General features: G+C 72.4%; 13 protein-coding genes. 3 read left to right on the top strand and 10 right to left on the bottom strand.

What is annotated here, in order from left to right; all coding sequences use genetic code 11:
* Positions 1–41: 41 nt before the first annotated feature.
* Entirely contained in the window at positions 42–1,385 is a 1,344-nt protein-coding gene (locus KBX08_RS07770; protein ID WP_210781890.1) for a GH1 family beta-glucosidase, read from the top strand.
* Positions 1,386–1,464: 79 nt separating this feature from the next.
* On the opposite strand, the gene KBX08_RS07775 is transcribed toward KBX08_RS07770, so the two are convergent.
* The 3 genes from KBX08_RS07775 to KBX08_RS07785 form a co-directional block, all read right to left on the bottom strand.
* Entirely contained in the window at positions 1,465–1,878 is a 414-nt protein-coding gene (locus tag KBX08_RS07775; RefSeq protein ID WP_196925059.1) for a roadblock/LC7 domain-containing protein, read from the bottom strand.
* Positions 1,879–1,883: 5 nt separating this feature from the next.
* On the bottom strand, positions 1,884–4,421 hold the full coding sequence (locus tag KBX08_RS07780) for a nitrate- and nitrite sensing domain-containing protein (RefSeq protein WP_210781891.1): 2,538 nt from the start codon (positions 4,419–4,421) through the stop codon (positions 1,884–1,886).
* 99 nt (positions 4,422–4,520) lie between these two features.
* Positions 4,521–5,933: an FGGY family carbohydrate kinase gene (locus tag KBX08_RS07785; RefSeq protein ID WP_210781892.1), complete on the bottom strand. Its 1,413-nt coding sequence runs from the start codon at positions 5,931–5,933 to the stop codon at positions 4,521–4,523.
* Positions 5,934–6,137: 204 nt separating this feature from the next.
* Between KBX08_RS07785 and KBX08_RS07790 the strand changes: the two genes are divergently transcribed.
* On the top strand, positions 6,138–8,060 hold the full coding sequence (locus KBX08_RS07790; RefSeq protein ID WP_210781893.1) for an anthranilate synthase family protein: 1,923 nt from the start codon (positions 6,138–6,140) through the stop codon (positions 8,058–8,060).
* Between the two features lie 95 nt (positions 8,061–8,155).
* On the opposite strand, the gene wrbA is transcribed toward KBX08_RS07790, so the two are convergent.
* The 4 genes from wrbA to KBX08_RS07810 form a co-directional block, all read right to left on the bottom strand.
* Entirely contained in the window at positions 8,156–8,773 is a 618-nt protein-coding gene (gene wrbA, locus KBX08_RS07795) for an NAD(P)H:quinone oxidoreductase (RefSeq protein WP_112583030.1), read from the bottom strand.
* 294 nt (positions 8,774–9,067) lie between these two features.
* Positions 9,068–9,436 (bottom strand): DUF3037 domain-containing protein, encoded by a 369-nt coding sequence (locus tag KBX08_RS07800; RefSeq protein WP_210781894.1) that lies wholly within the window; start codon positions 9,434–9,436, stop codon positions 9,068–9,070.
* Positions 9,433–10,191 (bottom strand): HipA family kinase, encoded by a 759-nt coding sequence (locus KBX08_RS07805; RefSeq protein ID WP_210781896.1) that lies wholly within the window; start codon positions 10,189–10,191, stop codon positions 9,433–9,435. The genes KBX08_RS07800 and KBX08_RS07805 overlap by 4 nt, the downstream gene beginning before the upstream one ends.
* A 64-nt stretch (positions 10,192–10,255) precedes the next feature.
* Positions 10,256–10,648, bottom strand: coding sequence for a hypothetical protein (locus tag KBX08_RS07810; RefSeq protein WP_210781898.1), 393 nt, complete (start codon positions 10,646–10,648; stop codon positions 10,256–10,258).
* Positions 10,649–10,786: 138 nt separating this feature from the next.
* On the opposite strand from KBX08_RS07810, the gene KBX08_RS07815 reads away from it, so the two are divergent.
* Positions 10,787–11,896, top strand: coding sequence for a winged helix DNA-binding domain-containing protein (locus KBX08_RS07815; RefSeq protein WP_210781900.1), 1,110 nt, complete (start codon positions 10,787–10,789; stop codon positions 11,894–11,896).
* Positions 11,897–11,906: 10 nt separating this feature from the next.
* Here the strand turns inward: KBX08_RS07815 and malQ are convergent, their stop codons facing one another.
* The 3 genes from malQ to KBX08_RS07830 form a co-directional block, all read right to left on the bottom strand.
* Entirely contained in the window at positions 11,907–13,964 is a 2,058-nt protein-coding gene (malQ, locus tag KBX08_RS07820; protein ID WP_210781903.1) for a 4-alpha-glucanotransferase, read from the bottom strand.
* A 178-nt stretch (positions 13,965–14,142) separates the two neighbouring features.
* The gene (locus KBX08_RS07825) at positions 14,143–15,351 is read right to left on the bottom strand and encodes an ABC transporter ATP-binding protein (RefSeq protein WP_210781905.1); all 1,209 of its coding nucleotides are present in this window, start codon (positions 15,349–15,351) and stop codon (positions 14,143–14,145) included.
* 10 nt (positions 15,352–15,361) lie between these two features.
* Complete coding sequence (locus tag KBX08_RS07830; protein WP_091404101.1) at positions 15,362–16,198, bottom strand: carbohydrate ABC transporter permease; 837 nt, start codon at positions 16,196–16,198, stop codon at positions 15,362–15,364.
* Between the last annotated feature and the right edge of the window lies 1 nt (position 16,199).

Raw genomic sequence — 16,199 nt, forward strand, 5'->3', positions numbered from 1 at the left:
CGAATCTTTCGGCGGTGGCCCCGTATCCATGAGGAGAATCCATGTCGATACCTATCGGGCCCGCCGGCCCGCTGCGCTTCCCGGACAACTTCGGCTGGGGCGCGGCCACCTCCGCCTACCAGATCGAGGGCGCCGCCAAGGAGGACGGGCGCGGCGAATCAGTCTGGGACACCTTCAGCCGCGTCCCAGGGCGCACCCGCAACGGCGACACCGGCGACGTGGCCATCGACCACTACCACCGCTACGCCGAGGACCTCGACCTCATGCGCGACCTCGGGTTGCGCAGCTACCGCTTCTCCATCTCCTGGCCCCGGATCCAGCCCGACGGCACCGGCACGCCCAACCAACGCGGCCTCGACTTCTACCGCCGCCTCCTCGACGGCCTGCACGAGCGCGGAATCACCCCAATGGCCACCCTGTTCCACTGGGACCTCCCGCAGGCGCTCCAGGACGCCGGCGGCTGGGAGTCACGCGACACCGCCCACCGCTTCGCCGACTACGCCGACGTGGTCTTCCGCGCCCTCGGCGACCGGGTACCGGCCTGGCTCACCATCAACGAACCCAAGACCGTGGTGCAGAACGGCTACCTCACCGGCCACCACGCCCCCGGGCGGCAGGACCCGGACGCCGCCTACCTGGTCGCCCACCACCTGCAACTCGCCCACGGGTACGCCGTCGCCGCGCTGCGGGCCACCGGCAGCGACAGCCGCATCGGCCCCGCGCTCAACCTGCACCCCTGCTATCCCGCCGACGACTCCCCGCAGGCTGCCGCGGCCGCCCACCTCTACGACGCCTACGAGAACCGCCTCTACCTCGACTCCCTGCTCAAGGGCAGCTACCCGGAGGACCTGCTGGCCGACCTGGGCCCGCAGAGCCGGATGGTCCAGGGCATCCGCGACGGCGACCTGCAGACCATCTCCGCGCCGATCGACCTGCTGGCCGTGCAGTACTACACCCCGATCTACGTCACCGGCGACGGCGGCACCGCGCACCGCTGGGCGACCTCCGAGGCCGAATGGCAGCAGATCTACCCCGAGGGGATGTACGACCTGCTGACCCGGATCACCCGCGAATACGGGCCGATCCCGCTCACCATCACCGAGAACGGGCTGCCCACACCGGACACCCTCGGCGCGGACGACACCGTCCAGGACGCCGGCCGGATCAGCTTCCTACGCGACCACCTCACCGCCGCGCACCGGGCCATCGCCGACGGCGTGCCGCTGGAGAGCTTCCACGTCTGGTCACTGCTGGACAACTTCGAGTGGGACCAGGGCTACGACCAGCGCTGGGGCCTGGTCTACGTGGACTACGCCACCCAGCGTCGGGTGCTCAAGAACTCCGCCACCTGGTACCGCTCCGTCATCGCCGACGGCGGCTTCTGACCGCGCCGCCACCCGGACGGCCGGGCCCGGACGGCTCGGCTCGGGTGAGCCGTGACCGTCCGGGCCTCGGCCGGCTCACTCAGCGGGGCAGCGCCTGCTGCAACTCCGCCCGCAGGGCCGGGGTGAGCATCTCCCCCGCCTGCTTGGCCAACCGGGCCATCTCGTAGCCCACCACGCCGATGTCCGCGTCACCGGCGGCCAGCGTGGCCAGAATCGAACCGTCGCGGATCTGCATCACCAGGAAGTAGCCACGGCCCATCTCGACCACCGTCTGCTTGACGACATCGCCGTCGAACATCGAGGCCGCGCCCGCGGTGATACTCATCAGCCCGGAGGTCACCGCGGCGAGCTTGTCCGCGTTGTCACGCGGCAGGTGATCGGAGATCGCCACCAGCAGCCCGTCAGAGGAGACCACCACCGCGTGCGCCACACCCGGCACCCGCTCCGCGAACGCGCTCACCAGCCAGCTCAGGTCACGCGCCTCCTGGCTCAACGTCGTCACTGTCGTCGTCCCCCTTCGTCGTGCCCCCCGGACGGTGGCACGGGTATCTCGGTGGTGTCCTCAGCCTCGGCGCGCCGTACTCCGCTGTAGAGCCGCGAGAGCATGCCGCCGACCGCCTCCGGGTCCGGGTCGGTGCGGGTCGGTGCCGTCATCGGTTGTGCCGAACGGGTGACCGCGCTCAACTGCGCCATGGGCACCCGCACCGGCAATCCCCGCTCATTGGTGCCGGCGGTCACCGGGATCGTCGGTGGCGCCGCCGCAGCGGGCACCACCGGCGCGGTCGGGCCCTGCCGCGAATACCAGCCCCCGCCTGCACCGCGAGCAGCGGCGGGGGTCAACACGTCCTCGGCGCGTACCGGCACCGGGCGGCCCTGACGCGGCACGCCGACGCCCGGCGGGCGGCCGGCCACCGGCAGGTCCCGCACCGCGCCGTTCGACATCGGGCCAGGGCCCTGCCGGGCTGCCCCGGACTGCGCAACCAGCCCTCGCGCCGCGCTCGCCGCCAGCATCCGCGCCGACGGGGGCGCGTCCAGCTCCACACTGCCCGCCGGCGCCAGCAACACGGCGGGCAGGGCGAGCCGGGCGACCAGGCCGTCCTCGCCGCCCTCCAACCGCACGCGGACGCCCAACCGGGCGGCGAGGTGACTGACCACGAAGAGCCCCATCCGCTCCACCGCCGCGACGTCAGCGGCCGGAGGGCTGGCCAGCACCTCGTTCGCCTGCACCAACGCGGTCGGGCTCATACCCAGACCCCGGTCGACGATCTCGATCAGCGCACCCCCCGCCTCGACCCGGGCGGTCACCACCACGACGGTGTCCGGGCGGGAGAAGGCAGTGGCGTTCTCCAGCAGCTCGGCCAGCAGGTGCACCAACTCGCCGACCGCGTGCCCGACCGCGTGCACATCGGCCACCGACTCGATCCGGACCCGCTGGTACTGCTCGATCTCCGCGGCGGCGGCCAGCAGCACCGCACCGAGCCCGACCGGCCGGTTCCACCGGCGGGTCGAGTCGGTGCCGGCGAGCACCAGCAGGCTCTCGTCGTTACGGCGCATCCGGGCGGCCAGGTGATCGAGCTTGAACAGGTTCTCCAGCTGGTCCGGGTCGCTCTCCTCGCGCTCCAGGTCGTCCAGCAGCTCCAGTTGACGCTCCACCAGCACCTGGCTACGGCGGGCCAGGTTGACGAACATCGCGTTGACGTTGCGCCGCATCAGCGCCTGCTCGACGGCGACGGTGACCGCGCTGCGGTGCACCGCCACGAACGCCTCGGCCAGCTCGCCGATCTCGTCGAGTGAGCGGACCACCGCCGGCGCGACATCGATGCGCGGCACCCCACCGGTGACGGTCTTCAGTCGGTCCAGGGCGTCCGGCAACTCGACCTGAGCGATCCGCAGCGCCTGGCTGCGCAGCATCCTCATGGACCGCGCGACCGACCGCCCGATGAGCAACGAGATCAGCAGGGCGGCCAGCAGGACCGTGACCACCCCGCCGACGACCAGCAGGGTCGTCCGCAGCTGATCGTCGCTGGCCTCCTCGGCCTGCCGTACGGCGTCGTCGAGCACACCCGCCTCAAGCTGACGCAGCAACTCCTGACGCTGCTGGCTGGCCGACCACCACTGCTCCGACGGCAGCACCTGCGGCGACGCGGCGCCGGAGGACAGGCTGCGCTCCTCCAACCCGGTGGCGACCAGGAAACTCGGCGACACCGAGGTCTCGTCGTAGCGGCGGATCTGCGCACTGGTCGCTGCCACCCGGAACGCGCCGAGCGCGGTGAGTTGCTGACCGCGCAGGTCGGCGAGGACCACCCGGTCCTCGGTGCCGTACGCACCGGCGCGGGCGGCGGCGTAGAGCTGGCCCCGCACCCGGGAGGAGAGTTCCTTGACCCGGGCCAACTGGACGTAGCGCAGCACCGCGTCGTTCAACGCCGGCTGGTTCTGCCCCGGCGTCGGTTCGGCGAGCAGGTCGAGCAACGCCCCGACGGCCCGGTGGTAGTTGCTCAGGATGGTCTCGGTGCTGAGCACCGCCGGCGGAATCGCCGAGCGGATGTCGACCACCTGGTCGTACGCCTCCAGCGCCTCGGAGAAGGCCACCCGCCAGGACGCGTCCGCGTCCGCCAACGGCTCGGCGGCCCGGCTCAAATCCACGATGGCCTTGTCGGTGGCCGCCTGCAACGGCTTCAGGTCGTTCGCGGCGGCCTGCCGGTCACCACCCTTACGCAGCTCACCCAGCTCGCCCGCCGAACGGTCACGCTCCTGCTGGAGCTGGTGCACCGCCGCGGTGATCTGCCGGCCGATGCCGACCTGACTGGAGAAGTCGTTCAACGCCGTCGTCCGCCCCACCAGGGTGCTGGTCTGCACCCCGGCGAGCAGGAGGAACGCCATCGACGGCACCAGCAGCACGGTGGCGAGCTTCGTGCTCATCCGCCAGTCGCGCAGCCGGAACGGCGACCGCCGTCGATGCGGAACGACTCGGACATCGAAGCGGCGTCGGCGATGGTTCGACACCGCGCCGTTCGCCGGGTCGGGACCTGCCGCCACCCTGTCTCCTCCGTCCTACCGCGTCCACCGCGGTCGGGGGAGCGCAGTCCATCCAACCAGGCTCGGTACCGCTGTCAACGGCCCGGGCGAGGCCGAGGTTCAGGAAGGATACTGCGGGTGGGAACCTCCTGCCGTGGTCGGTAAAACCAGCTCGTCCGTCCGGCCGATGTCGGCGAGCTCGATCGCGTCACCGAAGCGCCCCAGCGCCACCAACGCGGCACCGGTGGCGCCGATCTCCGGGTTGCGTTGATGCGACACCGGTCTCGGTGCCAGCGCGGTCGCGAAGGCCTGCCGCCACCACACCGAGGCGGCCACCGCACCGCCCCCCAGCACCACGCCGACCGGTTTGTCGATCGTGGACTCCAGCACCCCGAGATCCTCGGCGACCAGCTCGCACAACCCCTGCATCAGCCCGGCCAGGATGTCGACCGAGGTGGTGCTGAAACTCAGACCGCGCAGCTCACCGCTGCCCGCCGGCGCCAACCCGGGCGGCCGGTCGCCACCGAAGCGGGGGTCCGCCGGTCGGCCACCACCCGCCGGCACCAGCGCCAGCGCCGCGTCCAGCTCGGCGCCCCGCGGCAACCGCAGCTCCCGGTTCGCCCAGGCGAACAGGTTGCCCCCGTTGGCGTACGCGGCCCCGGTCACCACGTGGTCGTGGTCGACCCGGTACCGCCACAACCGTTCGGGCAGGCGCGGCATCGGCTCGCCCGCCGGGATCCGCTGCATCAACCGTACGGCTGCGGAGGTGCCCACTGTGACGGCGGCCCGGCTCGGGTCGACGCAGCCCGAGCCGACGTTCGACGCCCCACCGTCGCCCACCGGCGGCGACCATCGGGCCTGCGCCAACTGCGGCCACCGACGGGCCAGGTCGGACCGGAGCCGGCCGTGCCAGTCCAGCTCGCCGAGTGGCGGCAGCTCCTCCGGTCGCGCTTCGGCCAGCGTCAGCGCCTCCTCGTCCCAGCTCAGGGTGCGCAGATCCAGCAGACCGGTCCCGGAGGCCTGGGAGATCGACATCGGCGCCGCGTCGAGCAGTTCGCCCAGCACGTACTCGGGCAGACCGACGAACCGGGCGATCTGGGTGCCGGACTGCTCACGCAACCAGGGCAACCGCATCGACCAGTACGACCGGTGCCACCAGCAGCCGGTGCGCTGGTGGAAGCCGTCCGGGTCGGCCGGCCCGGCGGTGCGCCCGACCGGGGCGGGCCGGGTGTCCAGCCAGGTGATCACCGGGCCCATGGGGGCGCCGTCGCGGCCCAGCGGGAGCACCGAGTGCCACTGGGCGGAGATCGCCACCAGGCCGACGTCGTGCAGGTGGCCCGAGTCGGCCAGCTCGTCCAGGCACTCGACCAGGCTCGCCAGATAGTCCCGGGCGGACAGCGTGCCGGTGCCGTCGTCGCCCATGGCGAGGTCGACCTTGCGGCGGGCCAGGGCACCCGGCAGCGGCTGGGTGCCCGCGTCCAGCACCAGCCCGCGTACCGAGGAGGTGCCCAGGTCGAGCGCGAGAATGTTCATCGCCGGTCAAGTTACCCCGTGCCAGCCGGCCGACGGGCGCGTAGGGTGGATCACATGCTCGCGCAGTTGACCAGTTGGTGGCCCGCCGACCCGGCGGCCATCTCCCGCGCGTAGCTCCATCCACGCGGCCGCCATCGAGGCGGTCGCCGGATCTCCCGGCTCCAGGGCCGCCCGACGGCGGCACCCAGCCCGACGGAGACTCCGATGACCCACCTGACCGACCTGCTCGCCGCCGTCGCGCACGGCGTCGACCCCGGCCCCTTCGCGCTGCTGCGCCGCGAGGGCGCGGACGAACTGGACCTGTTCACCGGCCCGATCGACACCGTCGAAGCGCTCACCGACCTCCCGTTGCCGGCGGGCCCGCCCGGGGCACGGACGCTGGCCCTGGTGCCGTACCGGCAGATCACCGAACGCGGCTTCGCCTGCGTCGACGACGGCGCCCCGCTGGAGTTCCTCCAGGTCCGCGAGCACCAACGGATCGCGCTGGCCGACGCCCTCGCCGCGCTGCCCGACGAACCGGTGCACACCACCGACGCCGGCTTCGACGTCAGCGACGAGGAGTACGCGCGGACCGTGCAGCGGGTGCTGTCCGAGGAGATCGGCCGCGGCGAGGGCGCGAACTTCGTCATCCATCGCGCCCTGCACGCCACGGTGCAGGGCCCACCGCTGGGGGCCGCGCTGGCCGCACTGCGCCGGCTGCTGATCGCCGAACGCGGCGCATACTGGACGTTCGTGGTGCACACCGGCACCCGGACGCTGGTCGGCGCCAGCCCGGAGCGCCACGTCAGCGTCGACGACGGACTGGTGATGATGAACCCGATCAGCGGCACCCTCCGCTGCCCCGGTGGCGTCGCGGACCGGGCGGCCCTGCTGCGTTTCCTCGCCGATGAGAAGGAGACCGAAGAGCTGTACATGGTGCTCGACGAGGAGCTGAAGATGATGGCCACCGTCGCCGAGCACGGTGGGCAGGTGATCGGGCCGTACCTGAAGGAGATGTCGCACCTGGCGCACACCGAGTACCTGCTCGCCGGGCGGGGCACCCGTGACGTGCGGGAGGTGCTGCGCGAGACGATGTTCGCCCCCACCGTCACCGGCAGCCCGATCGAGAACGCCTGCCGGGTGATCGCCCGCCACGAACACCGGGGCCGGGGCTACTACGGGGGCGTGCTGGCACTGCTCGGCCAGGACGACGCCGGCCGGCAGACGCTCGACGCCCCGATCCTGATCCGGACCGCCGAGATCTCCCCCACCGGCCGACTGCGGGTGCCGGTCGGCGCGACCCTGGTCCGGCACTCGACGGCGGCCGGCGAGGTGGCCGAGACGCACGCCAAGGCCGCCGGCGTGCTGGCCGCGCTCGGCCTCGGGCCGGCGGCGTCCGTCGGCGACAGCGGGCCGGTCGCGCGGCTGACCGACGACCCGGCGGTACGCGACGCGCTGGCCGCCCGCAACGCACCGCTGGCGCGGTTCTGGCTGGACCAACGCGCACCGGACGCGCCCGGACTGCCCGGACTGGTCGGCCGCCGGGTGTTGATCGTGGACGCCGAGGACACCTTCACCGGAATGCTGGCCCACCAACTGAGCGCGTTGGGTCTCGCGGTGACCACCCGTCCCTGGCACGCGAGCGGCCCGGTCGACGACTACGACCTGGTGGTCGCCGGTCCCGGACCGGGCGACCCGGGCAGCGCGGACGAGCCGAAGATGCTGGCGCTGCGCAAGCTGCTGACCGGACTGCTGACCACCGGCCGTCCCACCCTCGCGGTCTGCCTCGGCCATCAGGTGCTGGCCGGGCTGCTGGGGCTGACGCTGCACCGCCGGGACGCGCCCTACCAGGGGTTGCAGCGGGAGGTGACGCTGTTCGGCCGGGCCCGCCGGGTCGGGTTCTACTCGACGTTCACCGCCCGCGCCGAGGCCGACCGGCTGGCCACCGCGTACGGGCCGGTGGAGCTGGCCCGCGACCCGGACGACGGCGCCGTGCACGCCCTGCGGGGGCACGGCTTCGCCGGCGTGCAGTTCCACGCGGAGTCGGTGCTCAGCCCGGACGGGCTCGCCGTGCTCAGTGAGCTGTTGACCGGGCTGCTGCCCGCGCCGCGCCCGGACGAGCTGTCCGCGACGCGCGGAGGCGCATAGTCGCCCCGGCCCGGGGGTAGGGCTGAATGGACCGGTGGCGCGGACGGACCGAGAGCCTCCGCCCGCGCCGCCGGTCGCCTCGCCCCGTCAGCCGGTCAGCCGGCCAGGCCCGCCTTCAGCGCGGCACCCATCTGTACTGCGCGCCGGGCGGTCAGCGCGCAGGCCCCGAGCGCCACGGCGTCCGGGGCGATCTCCCCGTTGTTGCTGGTGTGCGAGGGGCCGTAGGGGTTACCGGCGATGAACTGACTGGTGTCGGTGTAACCGGGGGTGACCACCACACCGCCCCAGTGGTAGAAGACGTTGAACAGCGAGGTCAGCGTGGTCTCCTGACCCCCGTGCGACGTCGCCGTCGAGGTGAAGGCGGAGTAGACCTTGTTGGCCAGCGCGCCCTGGGCCCAGAGCGGGCCGGTGGTGTCGATGAACTGCTTCAGCTGCGCCGCGACCATGCCGTACCGGGTCGGCGCGCCGAGGATCACCACGTCGGCCCAGGCCAGGTCGTCGACCATCGCCTCGGGCACGTCCTGGGTCTCCAGGCGGTGCGCCTGCCAGCCGGAGTTGGAGCGGATCGCCTCGTCGGGCGCCAACTCGCGCACCTTGCGCAGGCGCACGTCGGCACCGGCGTCCCCGGCGGCCTCACACACGGCCTGCGCCATCTGGTACGTGATGCCGGTGGCGCTGTAGTAGATCACCGCTACCTTGGTCTGGGCAGCCATCAGAGTGTCCCCTTCTTTTTTTCGGATCAGCTCCCGCGACTACCCGCTGCGGACGTGCTCTAACGACTGCCCGTGGCGCTGCCGGCTACCGGTCCGTCTGCTCAAGTTTTCCGCAACTTCCCGGTCGTTTCGGCCCGACGTCGCGCGCGGACCGCGATCCTGGTGCCATCGGTGCCGGCGGGATCGAGCCGCCGCCCCGCACCGGGCACCTGAACGGGGGATCGCGCTCCGCCGGCAACGGCGCTGGCGTAGCGCGATCAGGGGACGATCACCGTTCCCACGCCCCGCTCCGGCTCAGTGGACCAGGGCCGCCATCAGCCGGTCCAGCTCGGCCGCCGGGTCGACGGTGAGACCGGTGTGCACCGGCCCCGTCTGGATCATCGTGCTGCGCGGCGCGGCCAGCCAGTGGAACCGCTCACCGAGCCGCATCCGGGTCGCCGGCCCGTCACCGGAGCAGGTCCGGTCCCAGGAGTCGAGCACCGCGGCCACCGCCGGCAGGTCGACGTCGGGCGCCAGCGCGCGAACCCGGTCGGCGTCCAGGTGCGTCCGCGCGGCCAGGAAGTCGCGCTGCTGGCAGTAGAGCAACACCCCGACGTTGATCTGCTCACCGCGCTCGATTCGGGGCACGAGCCGGATCAGCGCGTACTCGAAGGGTTGCCTCATGCCCCGCTCCCCGATGGCAGCCAGTCGGCCGTGCGGGCGACCCGGCGGGACAGGTGATCCAGGTACGCGCCGCGCGCCGCGTCGGCCGTCTCGAAGTCGGCGGCGGTCAACCACTCCCCCGGCACCAGGGCCAGCACCTCGGTGAGCAGCTCCGGGGTGACCTGGGGGGCCAGCTCGGCGTCGGCCTCGGCCAGCCGCGACGCGTACGGGCCCAGCACGTGATCCTCAGCGCGGTAGGCCCGGTGCACAGCGGCCTCGGCGCGCGGCCAGTTGTGGTGGAAGTACAGGCAGGCGCCGTGGTCGATCAGCCACAGCTCCCGGTGCCAGACGAGCAGGTTCGGGTTGCGCCAACTCCGGTCGACGTTTTCCACGAACGCGTCGAACCAGAGCACCCGGGAGGCCAACGCCGGGTCGACGGGGTGCGCCACCGGGTCGAAGCCCAGCGCCCCGGGCAGGAAGTCCATCCCGAGGTTGGCGCCGCCGCTGTTGCGCAGCAGCTCCTGCACCTCCTGGTCGGGCTCGGCCCGCCCGATCACCGGGTCGATGTCGAGGACCACCAGCGGCGGCACCCGCAACCCCAGCCGGCGCGCCAACTCACCGCAGATCACCTCGGCGATCAGCGCCTTGGGCCCCTGACCGGCGCCTCGGAACTTCGCCACGTAGGTGCCCAGGTCGTCGGCCTCCACCACGCCCGGCAGCGACCCACCCTCGCGCAGCGGGGTGACGTAACGGATCGCGGTGACCTGGCGGAGCACGCCGCCCACCCTACTGTGGCCGGCCGGGACGGGTGGCGGGCCGGCCCAGACCGGCACGCGCGGGTCAGTCGAGCTTGTCGCGCAGGTTGTCGACCTGGGTCTGCAGGCGGTCCACCGCGTTCTCGTTGTTGACGAACGTGGTGATGCCCGCGGCCAGACCGAGCCCGATCAGCACGGCCAGGATGCTGAGCACCAGACCGCCGATCGACACGCCACGACCGGTGACCCCGGGTCGGCGCGCCATCTTGAGGCCGACGATGCCGAGGATGATCCCGATGATGCCGAGCACCAACCCCAGCCAGGCGAGGATCGCCGTCAGCACGCTGAACAGAGCGGCCACTCCGAACACCAGGGCGAAGGTCGCCGCGGCACTCGTCTTCGCGCGGGTGTCCCCCCGATGGCCGCGGGACCCGGCCGTTACGCCGGCGCCCCGCGCCGGCTCGCTTGCGGCAGTCATGAGATTCCCTTCCGTACGCGCGGCGCGCGCACTTCCGGCGAGCCGCATTCCCCCGACGACCGCCGTTACGCCTCCCACCAGCAGAAGTGTCGGTGGTCGGCCCTAGGCTGGCCGCCCGGCCACGAAAAGGAGCGCCCGATGCCTGTCGACCTCAGCGCTGCCGACGCGCTGGCGCTGCGGATGACCAGCCTGCTGCTGCGCCCACACCCGAGCACCCGACCCGGCAGCGTCGCCGAGGTGGTCGAGTGGTTCGGCGCGATGCAGGCACAGGATCTGGCCAGCGGGCTGTGGTCGCTGGGCGCCCGGCTACCCGGTCGCGGCGTGGCCGACGTGCAGGCGGCGTTGGAGCGGCGTGAGGCGCTGCGCACCTGGCCGATGCGGGGCACCGTGCACCTCGTCCCGCCCGCCGACGCCCGCTGGATGCTGGAGCTGACCGGCGTACGATCCCTGGCCGGCGTGGCGACCCGGCGCGCGCAGCTCGGGCTCACCGAGGCCGACGCGGACCGGGCGGTGGACGTCCTCGGCACCGCGTTGGCCGGCGGCGGTCGACTCACCCGCGCGCAGTGCCTGGCCACCCTGCGGGCGGCCGGCCTGGGCACCGACGGGCAGCGTGGCTACCACCTGCTGTGGTATGCGAGCGTTCGCGGCGTGACGTGCGTGGCGCCGAACGTCGGCACCGAGCAGACCTTCGCCCTGCTCGACGAGTGGGCACCCACGTCCCACCGGCTGGAGCGGGACGAGGCGCTGGCCCTGCTCGCCCACCGCTACGTCCGCGGCCACGGCCCGGTCACCGACCGGGAGTTCGCCGGGTGGAGCGGCCTCACCCTCACCGACGCCCGACGCGGCCTGGCCGCCGCCGACGACGCACTGAGCACGGTACGCGTCGACGGCACTCCGATGTACGTCGACGCGGCAGTGGCCGACGCGCCGCGCACCGCGCCGGACGACGTGTTGGCGCTGCCCGGCTTCGACGAGTATCTGCTCGGCTTCCGGGACCGCACGTTGATGCTCGACCCCGCCCACCAGGCGGCCGTCGTGCCGGGCAACAACGGCATCTTCCAGGCCACAGTGGTCCGCGCCGGTCGGGTGGTGGGCGTGTGGAAGCGCCGGATCGGCCGCACCGCGGTGACCGTGACGATCCAGCCGCTCACGACGCTCGACGTCGCGGCGCGGGCCCGGGTGGAGCGGGCGCTCGGGCGCTACGCCGACTTCCTCGGGCTGCCGGCCCGCTTCGACTGGCTGACCTGAGCGGGCCGCGTCACTCGTCGGCGGCCGGCGTCGGGGCCGCCGGTCGTGGGCGGGCGGCGCTGAGCAGGCCGACGATGCGGGCCACCCGGGGGTCGGCGCGGATCTGCGCCACGCTGGCCGGCAGCGGCAGCCGCCAGTTCGGGTACTCGTCCACAGTGCCCGGCATGTTGGGTTGGCGCACCTCGCCCAGCACGTCGTAGAGGGAGACACCGAGCAGCCGGGTCGGGCTGGCCGCGAGCGCGGCGTGCATGGCCACCACCACCTCGCCGTCGTCGGGCGTCGCCGTCGCCTCAGGCAACGCCGGATCGGCATCCGTCCTTTGCTCTGCACCCGCGGAGGCGACAGTCACGGTCGGTAGCTGCGGTGTCGGCTCGGGCAGCAGGTTCTCAGCCCGCAACATCGTGAGCAGCCGATCCCGATCGGCGGCGGCGCGGGCCCGCTCCACCGCCACGTCGGTGCCGAGCAGCTTCAGCTCGTCACGCACCCGCACGTGCTCGCCGGTCAGGAAGCCCGGCGCGGTGGGCAGGTCGTGGGTGGAGATGGTGGCGAGGGCGTTGCGCGGCCACCGGGCCGGCGGGACGAAGTCACCGGCCTCGTCGCGCGCGAACCACAGCACTGTCGAGCCGAGCATGTTGCGCCCCCGCAACCCTCGGGTCACCGCCGGTTGGACAGTGCCGAGGTCCTCACCGACCACCACCGCGCCGGCCCGGTGCGCCTCCAACGCGAGGATGCCGAGCATCGCCTCGGCGTCGTAGCGCACGTAGGTGCCCTCGGCCGCGCCGCCGCCCGGCGGCACCCACCACAGCCGCCACAGGCCGGCGACGTGGTCGACCCGCAGACCACCGGCGTGCCGCAGGACGCGGCGCAGCATGTCCCGGTACGCGGCGTAGCCGGTGGCGGCGAGCCGGTCTGGACGCCACGCGGCGAGCCCCCAGTCCTGGCCGAGCTGGTTGAAGTCGTCCGGCGGCGCGCCGACCCGCACACCCTGGGCCAGCACGTCGGCGAGCTGCCACCCGTCCGCGCCGCCCGGGTCGATGCCGACGGCCAGGTCGTGCACGACGCCGACCGGCATCCCGGCCGAGCGGGCCGCCGCCGTGACGGCGTCGAGTTGCTCGTCGCAGAGGTGTTGCAACCAGGCGTGGAAGGCGACCCGGTCGGCGAGGCGCCGACGCTGCTCGGCGACCGCCGGGGCGTCGGGGTGGTGCAGCTCCGCCGGCCAGGCACGCCAGTCATTGCCGTGCCGCTCGGCGAGCGCGCACCAGGTGGCGAAGCTGGCCAGCGCCGGGTCCGCGGCAAGATCCACCGGCTGGGCGTACGGGTGCAGCAACTCCAGGGCGCGCCGCTTGGCGGCCCACACCTCGTCGTAGTCGATCAGCGGCCCCCGGTCGGGACGCAGCGCGTCGACCACCGCACGGGTCGCCGGGTCCGCCGCCCGGTACGCGGCGGTGTCGCTGACCCGCAGGTAGAGCGGATTGACGAAGCGTCGACTGGCCGGCGAATACGGTGAGGTGGCCACCGGGTGCGCCGGCCCGACCGCGTGCAGCGGGTTGAGCAGCACCAGCCCCGCCCCGTTGGCACCCGCCCATTCGGTGAACTCGGCGAGGTCACCGAGGTCACCCATGCCCCAGGAGCGCTCCGAGGTGAGCGCGTAGAGCTGGAGCATCCACCCCCAGCTCGACGGCGGCACCGGCAGTCGGCGCGGCACCACCACCACTGTCACCTCGCGGTCGGCGCAGGCCAGCCGGTGCCACCCCAGCGGCAGGTCCGCTGGCAGCTCACCGTCGACCGCGCGACGGCGACCGTCCTCCAGTGCCACCACCCCCGGGCCGGGCAGCGCCCGGCTGCGGCCGTGGGTGAGCACGACCGTCTCCGGCAGGGCGCTCCGGTCGACAGCACGGGCGGCGGCGAGTGCGTCGGCGATCGCCGACGGGCTGGTGGCGTCCACGCCGAGCAGCCCCAGCACACCCACCACGGTCTCCGGTGCGACAGCGACGCGGCGGTGCCGCCAATCCTCGTACCAGGTGGAAACACCGTGCGCGTTTGCCAGCGCGGCCAACCGTCGGTTCATCCCGCCCCCCGCTTCACGACGAAACCTGCGACCACCCTGCCACGCCCGCCCCCACCCCGCAGGACACGGCGGGCCGCCCCGAACCCCCAGCGCCGATCTTGCACTTTCTGTCCCGACACAAGGGGCAGTCCACCCCATGTCGACAACCGAAAGTGCAAGATCGGCGCGAAATGGACCGTCAGTCGGCGAGCGCTCCGGCGGCCCGGCCCTCGTGCAGGGTCAGGTTGCGGCCGTTTGCCGGGTCGAACAGGTGGATCTTCTCCAGGTTGAACCAGACCCGCCGGGACTGCCCCTCGGCGACGCCGGACTCGGCGGACAGCCGGGTCACCAGGTTGCCGCCGGCGCCGGCGAAGTCGGCGGCGCCGGCGTCGGCGGCCAGCTCCTCCAACTCGGCGGCGCTGGCCTTCTCCCCCTCGACGGTGAAGTAGACGTACTTGTCCGAGCCCATCGACTCGACGATGTCCACCGGCGCCTCGAACTCCATGCCCCGCCGACGGGTGTCGTCGTCGACCAGTTCGGCGTCCTCGAAGTGCTCGGGTCGGATGCCGAGGATCAGCTCGCGGGGCGCGTCGGCCGACTCCAGCTCCCGGCGGACCCGGTCACCGATCGGCACCTTGCCCAGGGCGGTGTGCAGCTCGCCGTCCTGCACTGCGGCGTGCAGGAAGTTCATCGACGGCGAGCCGATGAAGCCGGCCACGAAGAGGTTCTTCGGGTGGTCGTACAGCTCCTGCGGCGGCCCGACCTGCTGCACCGCGCCGCCGCGCATGATCACCACGCGGTCGCCGAGGGTCATCGCCTCGGTCTGGTCGTGGGTGACGTAGACGGTGGTGGTGCCGAGCTGCTTCTGCAGGCGGGACACCACGGTGCGCATCTGCACCCGCAGCTTGGCGTCGAGGTTGGACAGCGGCTCGTCCATCAGGAACGCCTTCGGCTGCCGGACGATCGCCCGGCCCATCGCCACCCGCTGACGCTGGCCACCCGAGAGGTTGGCCGGTTTGCGGTCCAGCAGCGAGGTCAGCTCCAGCACCTTCGCCGCCTCGTCGACCTTGCGGTCGATGGTCTCCTTGTCGAGCTTCGCCAGCCGCAGCGGGAACGCCATGTTCTCCCGCACTGTCATGTTCGGGTACAGCGCGTACGACTGGAACACCATGGCGATGTCCCGGTCCCGGGGAGCCTTGTCGTTGACCCGCTGCCCGGCGATGCGCAGCTCACCGGAGCTGATGTCCTCCAGCCCGGCGATCATGTTGAGGGTGGTGGACTTGCCGCAGCCCGAGGGCCCGACCAGGATCACGAACTCGCCGTCGGCGATCTCCAGGTCGACGTCCTGCACGGCGACGGTCCCGTCCGGGAAGCTCTTGCTCACCTTGTCCAGCACGATGTCAGCCATGACTACCCACCTATCCCTTGACCGCGCCGGAGGTCAGACCGGACACGATGCGACGCTGGAAGAAGAGAACGAACAGGATGATCGGAACGGTGATCACCACGGCGGCGGCGCAGATCGCCCCGGTGGGGTCCTCGAACTGGGACGCGCCGGTGAAGAACGACAACGCGGCCGGCACCGTGCGGGACCGCTCGGTCGAGGTGAGCGAGATGGCGAACAGGAAGTCGTTCCAGCAGAAGATGAAGACCAGGATCGCCGTGGTGAACAGCCCGGGCGCGGCCAGTGGCGCGATCACCCGCCGGAACGCCTGCCCCTGGGTGGCGCCGTCCATCTTCGCTGCCTTCTCCAGGTCCCACGGGATCTGCTTGAAGAACGCCGACAGCGTGTAGATCGCCAGCGGTAGCGCGAAGGTGATGTACGGCAGGATCAGCCCCAGCCAGGTGTCGAAGATCTTGAGCTGACGCTCGATCTCGAACAGCGGCGACACCAGTGACACCTGCGGGAACATCGCGATCAGCAGGGAGACGCCGACCAGCAGCTTCTTACCGGGGAAGTCCAGCCGGCTGATCGCGTACGCGGCCATCGCGCCGAGCACCACAGCGATCAGCGTGGCGATCAGCGCGATGCCGATGGAGTTGACCAGCGCCCGGACGAACTGGTCGGTGTCGAAGATGGTCCGGTAGTTGTCCAGCGTCCACTCCCGGGGGATGAAGTTCCCGTCGGTGAGGGTGGCCGGTGTCTTGAACGACAGCGACGCGATCCACAGCACCGGGACCAGCGCGAAGACGACCACGAGGACGTCGAGCAGGCCCCAGCGCAGCTTTGCCCTGGTAGTGGTTTCGACAGCCATG

It is taken from the genome of Micromonospora sp. H61 (genome assembly GCF_018070325.1).
Classification (GTDB): domain Bacteria; phylum Actinomycetota; class Actinomycetes; order Mycobacteriales; family Micromonosporaceae; genus Micromonospora; species Micromonospora salmantinae.

Coding starts and splice junctions, on each gene's coding strand:
- KBX08_RS07770 (WP_210781890.1), top strand. CDS start 42: ATGTCGATACCTATCGGGCCCGCCGGCCCGCTGCGCTTCCCGGACAAC.
- KBX08_RS07785 (WP_210781892.1), bottom strand. CDS start 5,933: ATGAACATTCTCGCGCTCGACCTGGGCACCTCCTCGGTACGCGGGCTG.
- KBX08_RS07790 (WP_210781893.1), top strand. CDS start 6,138: ATGACCCACCTGACCGACCTGCTCGCCGCCGTCGCGCACGGCGTCGAC.
- wrbA (WP_112583030.1), bottom strand. CDS start 8,773: ATGGCTGCCCAGACCAAGGTAGCGGTGATCTACTACAGCGCCACCGGC.
- KBX08_RS07800 (WP_210781894.1), bottom strand. CDS start 9,436: ATGAGGCAACCCTTCGAGTACGCGCTGATCCGGCTCGTGCCCCGAATC.
- KBX08_RS07810 (WP_210781898.1), bottom strand. CDS start 10,648: ATGACTGCCGCAAGCGAGCCGGCGCGGGGCGCCGGCGTAACGGCCGGG.
- KBX08_RS07815 (WP_210781900.1), top strand. CDS start 10,787: ATGCCTGTCGACCTCAGCGCTGCCGACGCGCTGGCGCTGCGGATGACC.
- malQ (WP_210781903.1), bottom strand. CDS start 13,964: ATGAACCGACGGTTGGCCGCGCTGGCAAACGCGCACGGTGTTTCCACC.
- KBX08_RS07825 (WP_210781905.1), bottom strand. CDS start 15,351: ATGGCTGACATCGTGCTGGACAAGGTGAGCAAGAGCTTCCCGGACGGG.
- KBX08_RS07830 (WP_091404101.1), bottom strand. CDS start 16,198: ATGGCTGTCGAAACCACTACCAGGGCAAAGCTGCGCTGGGGCCTGCTC.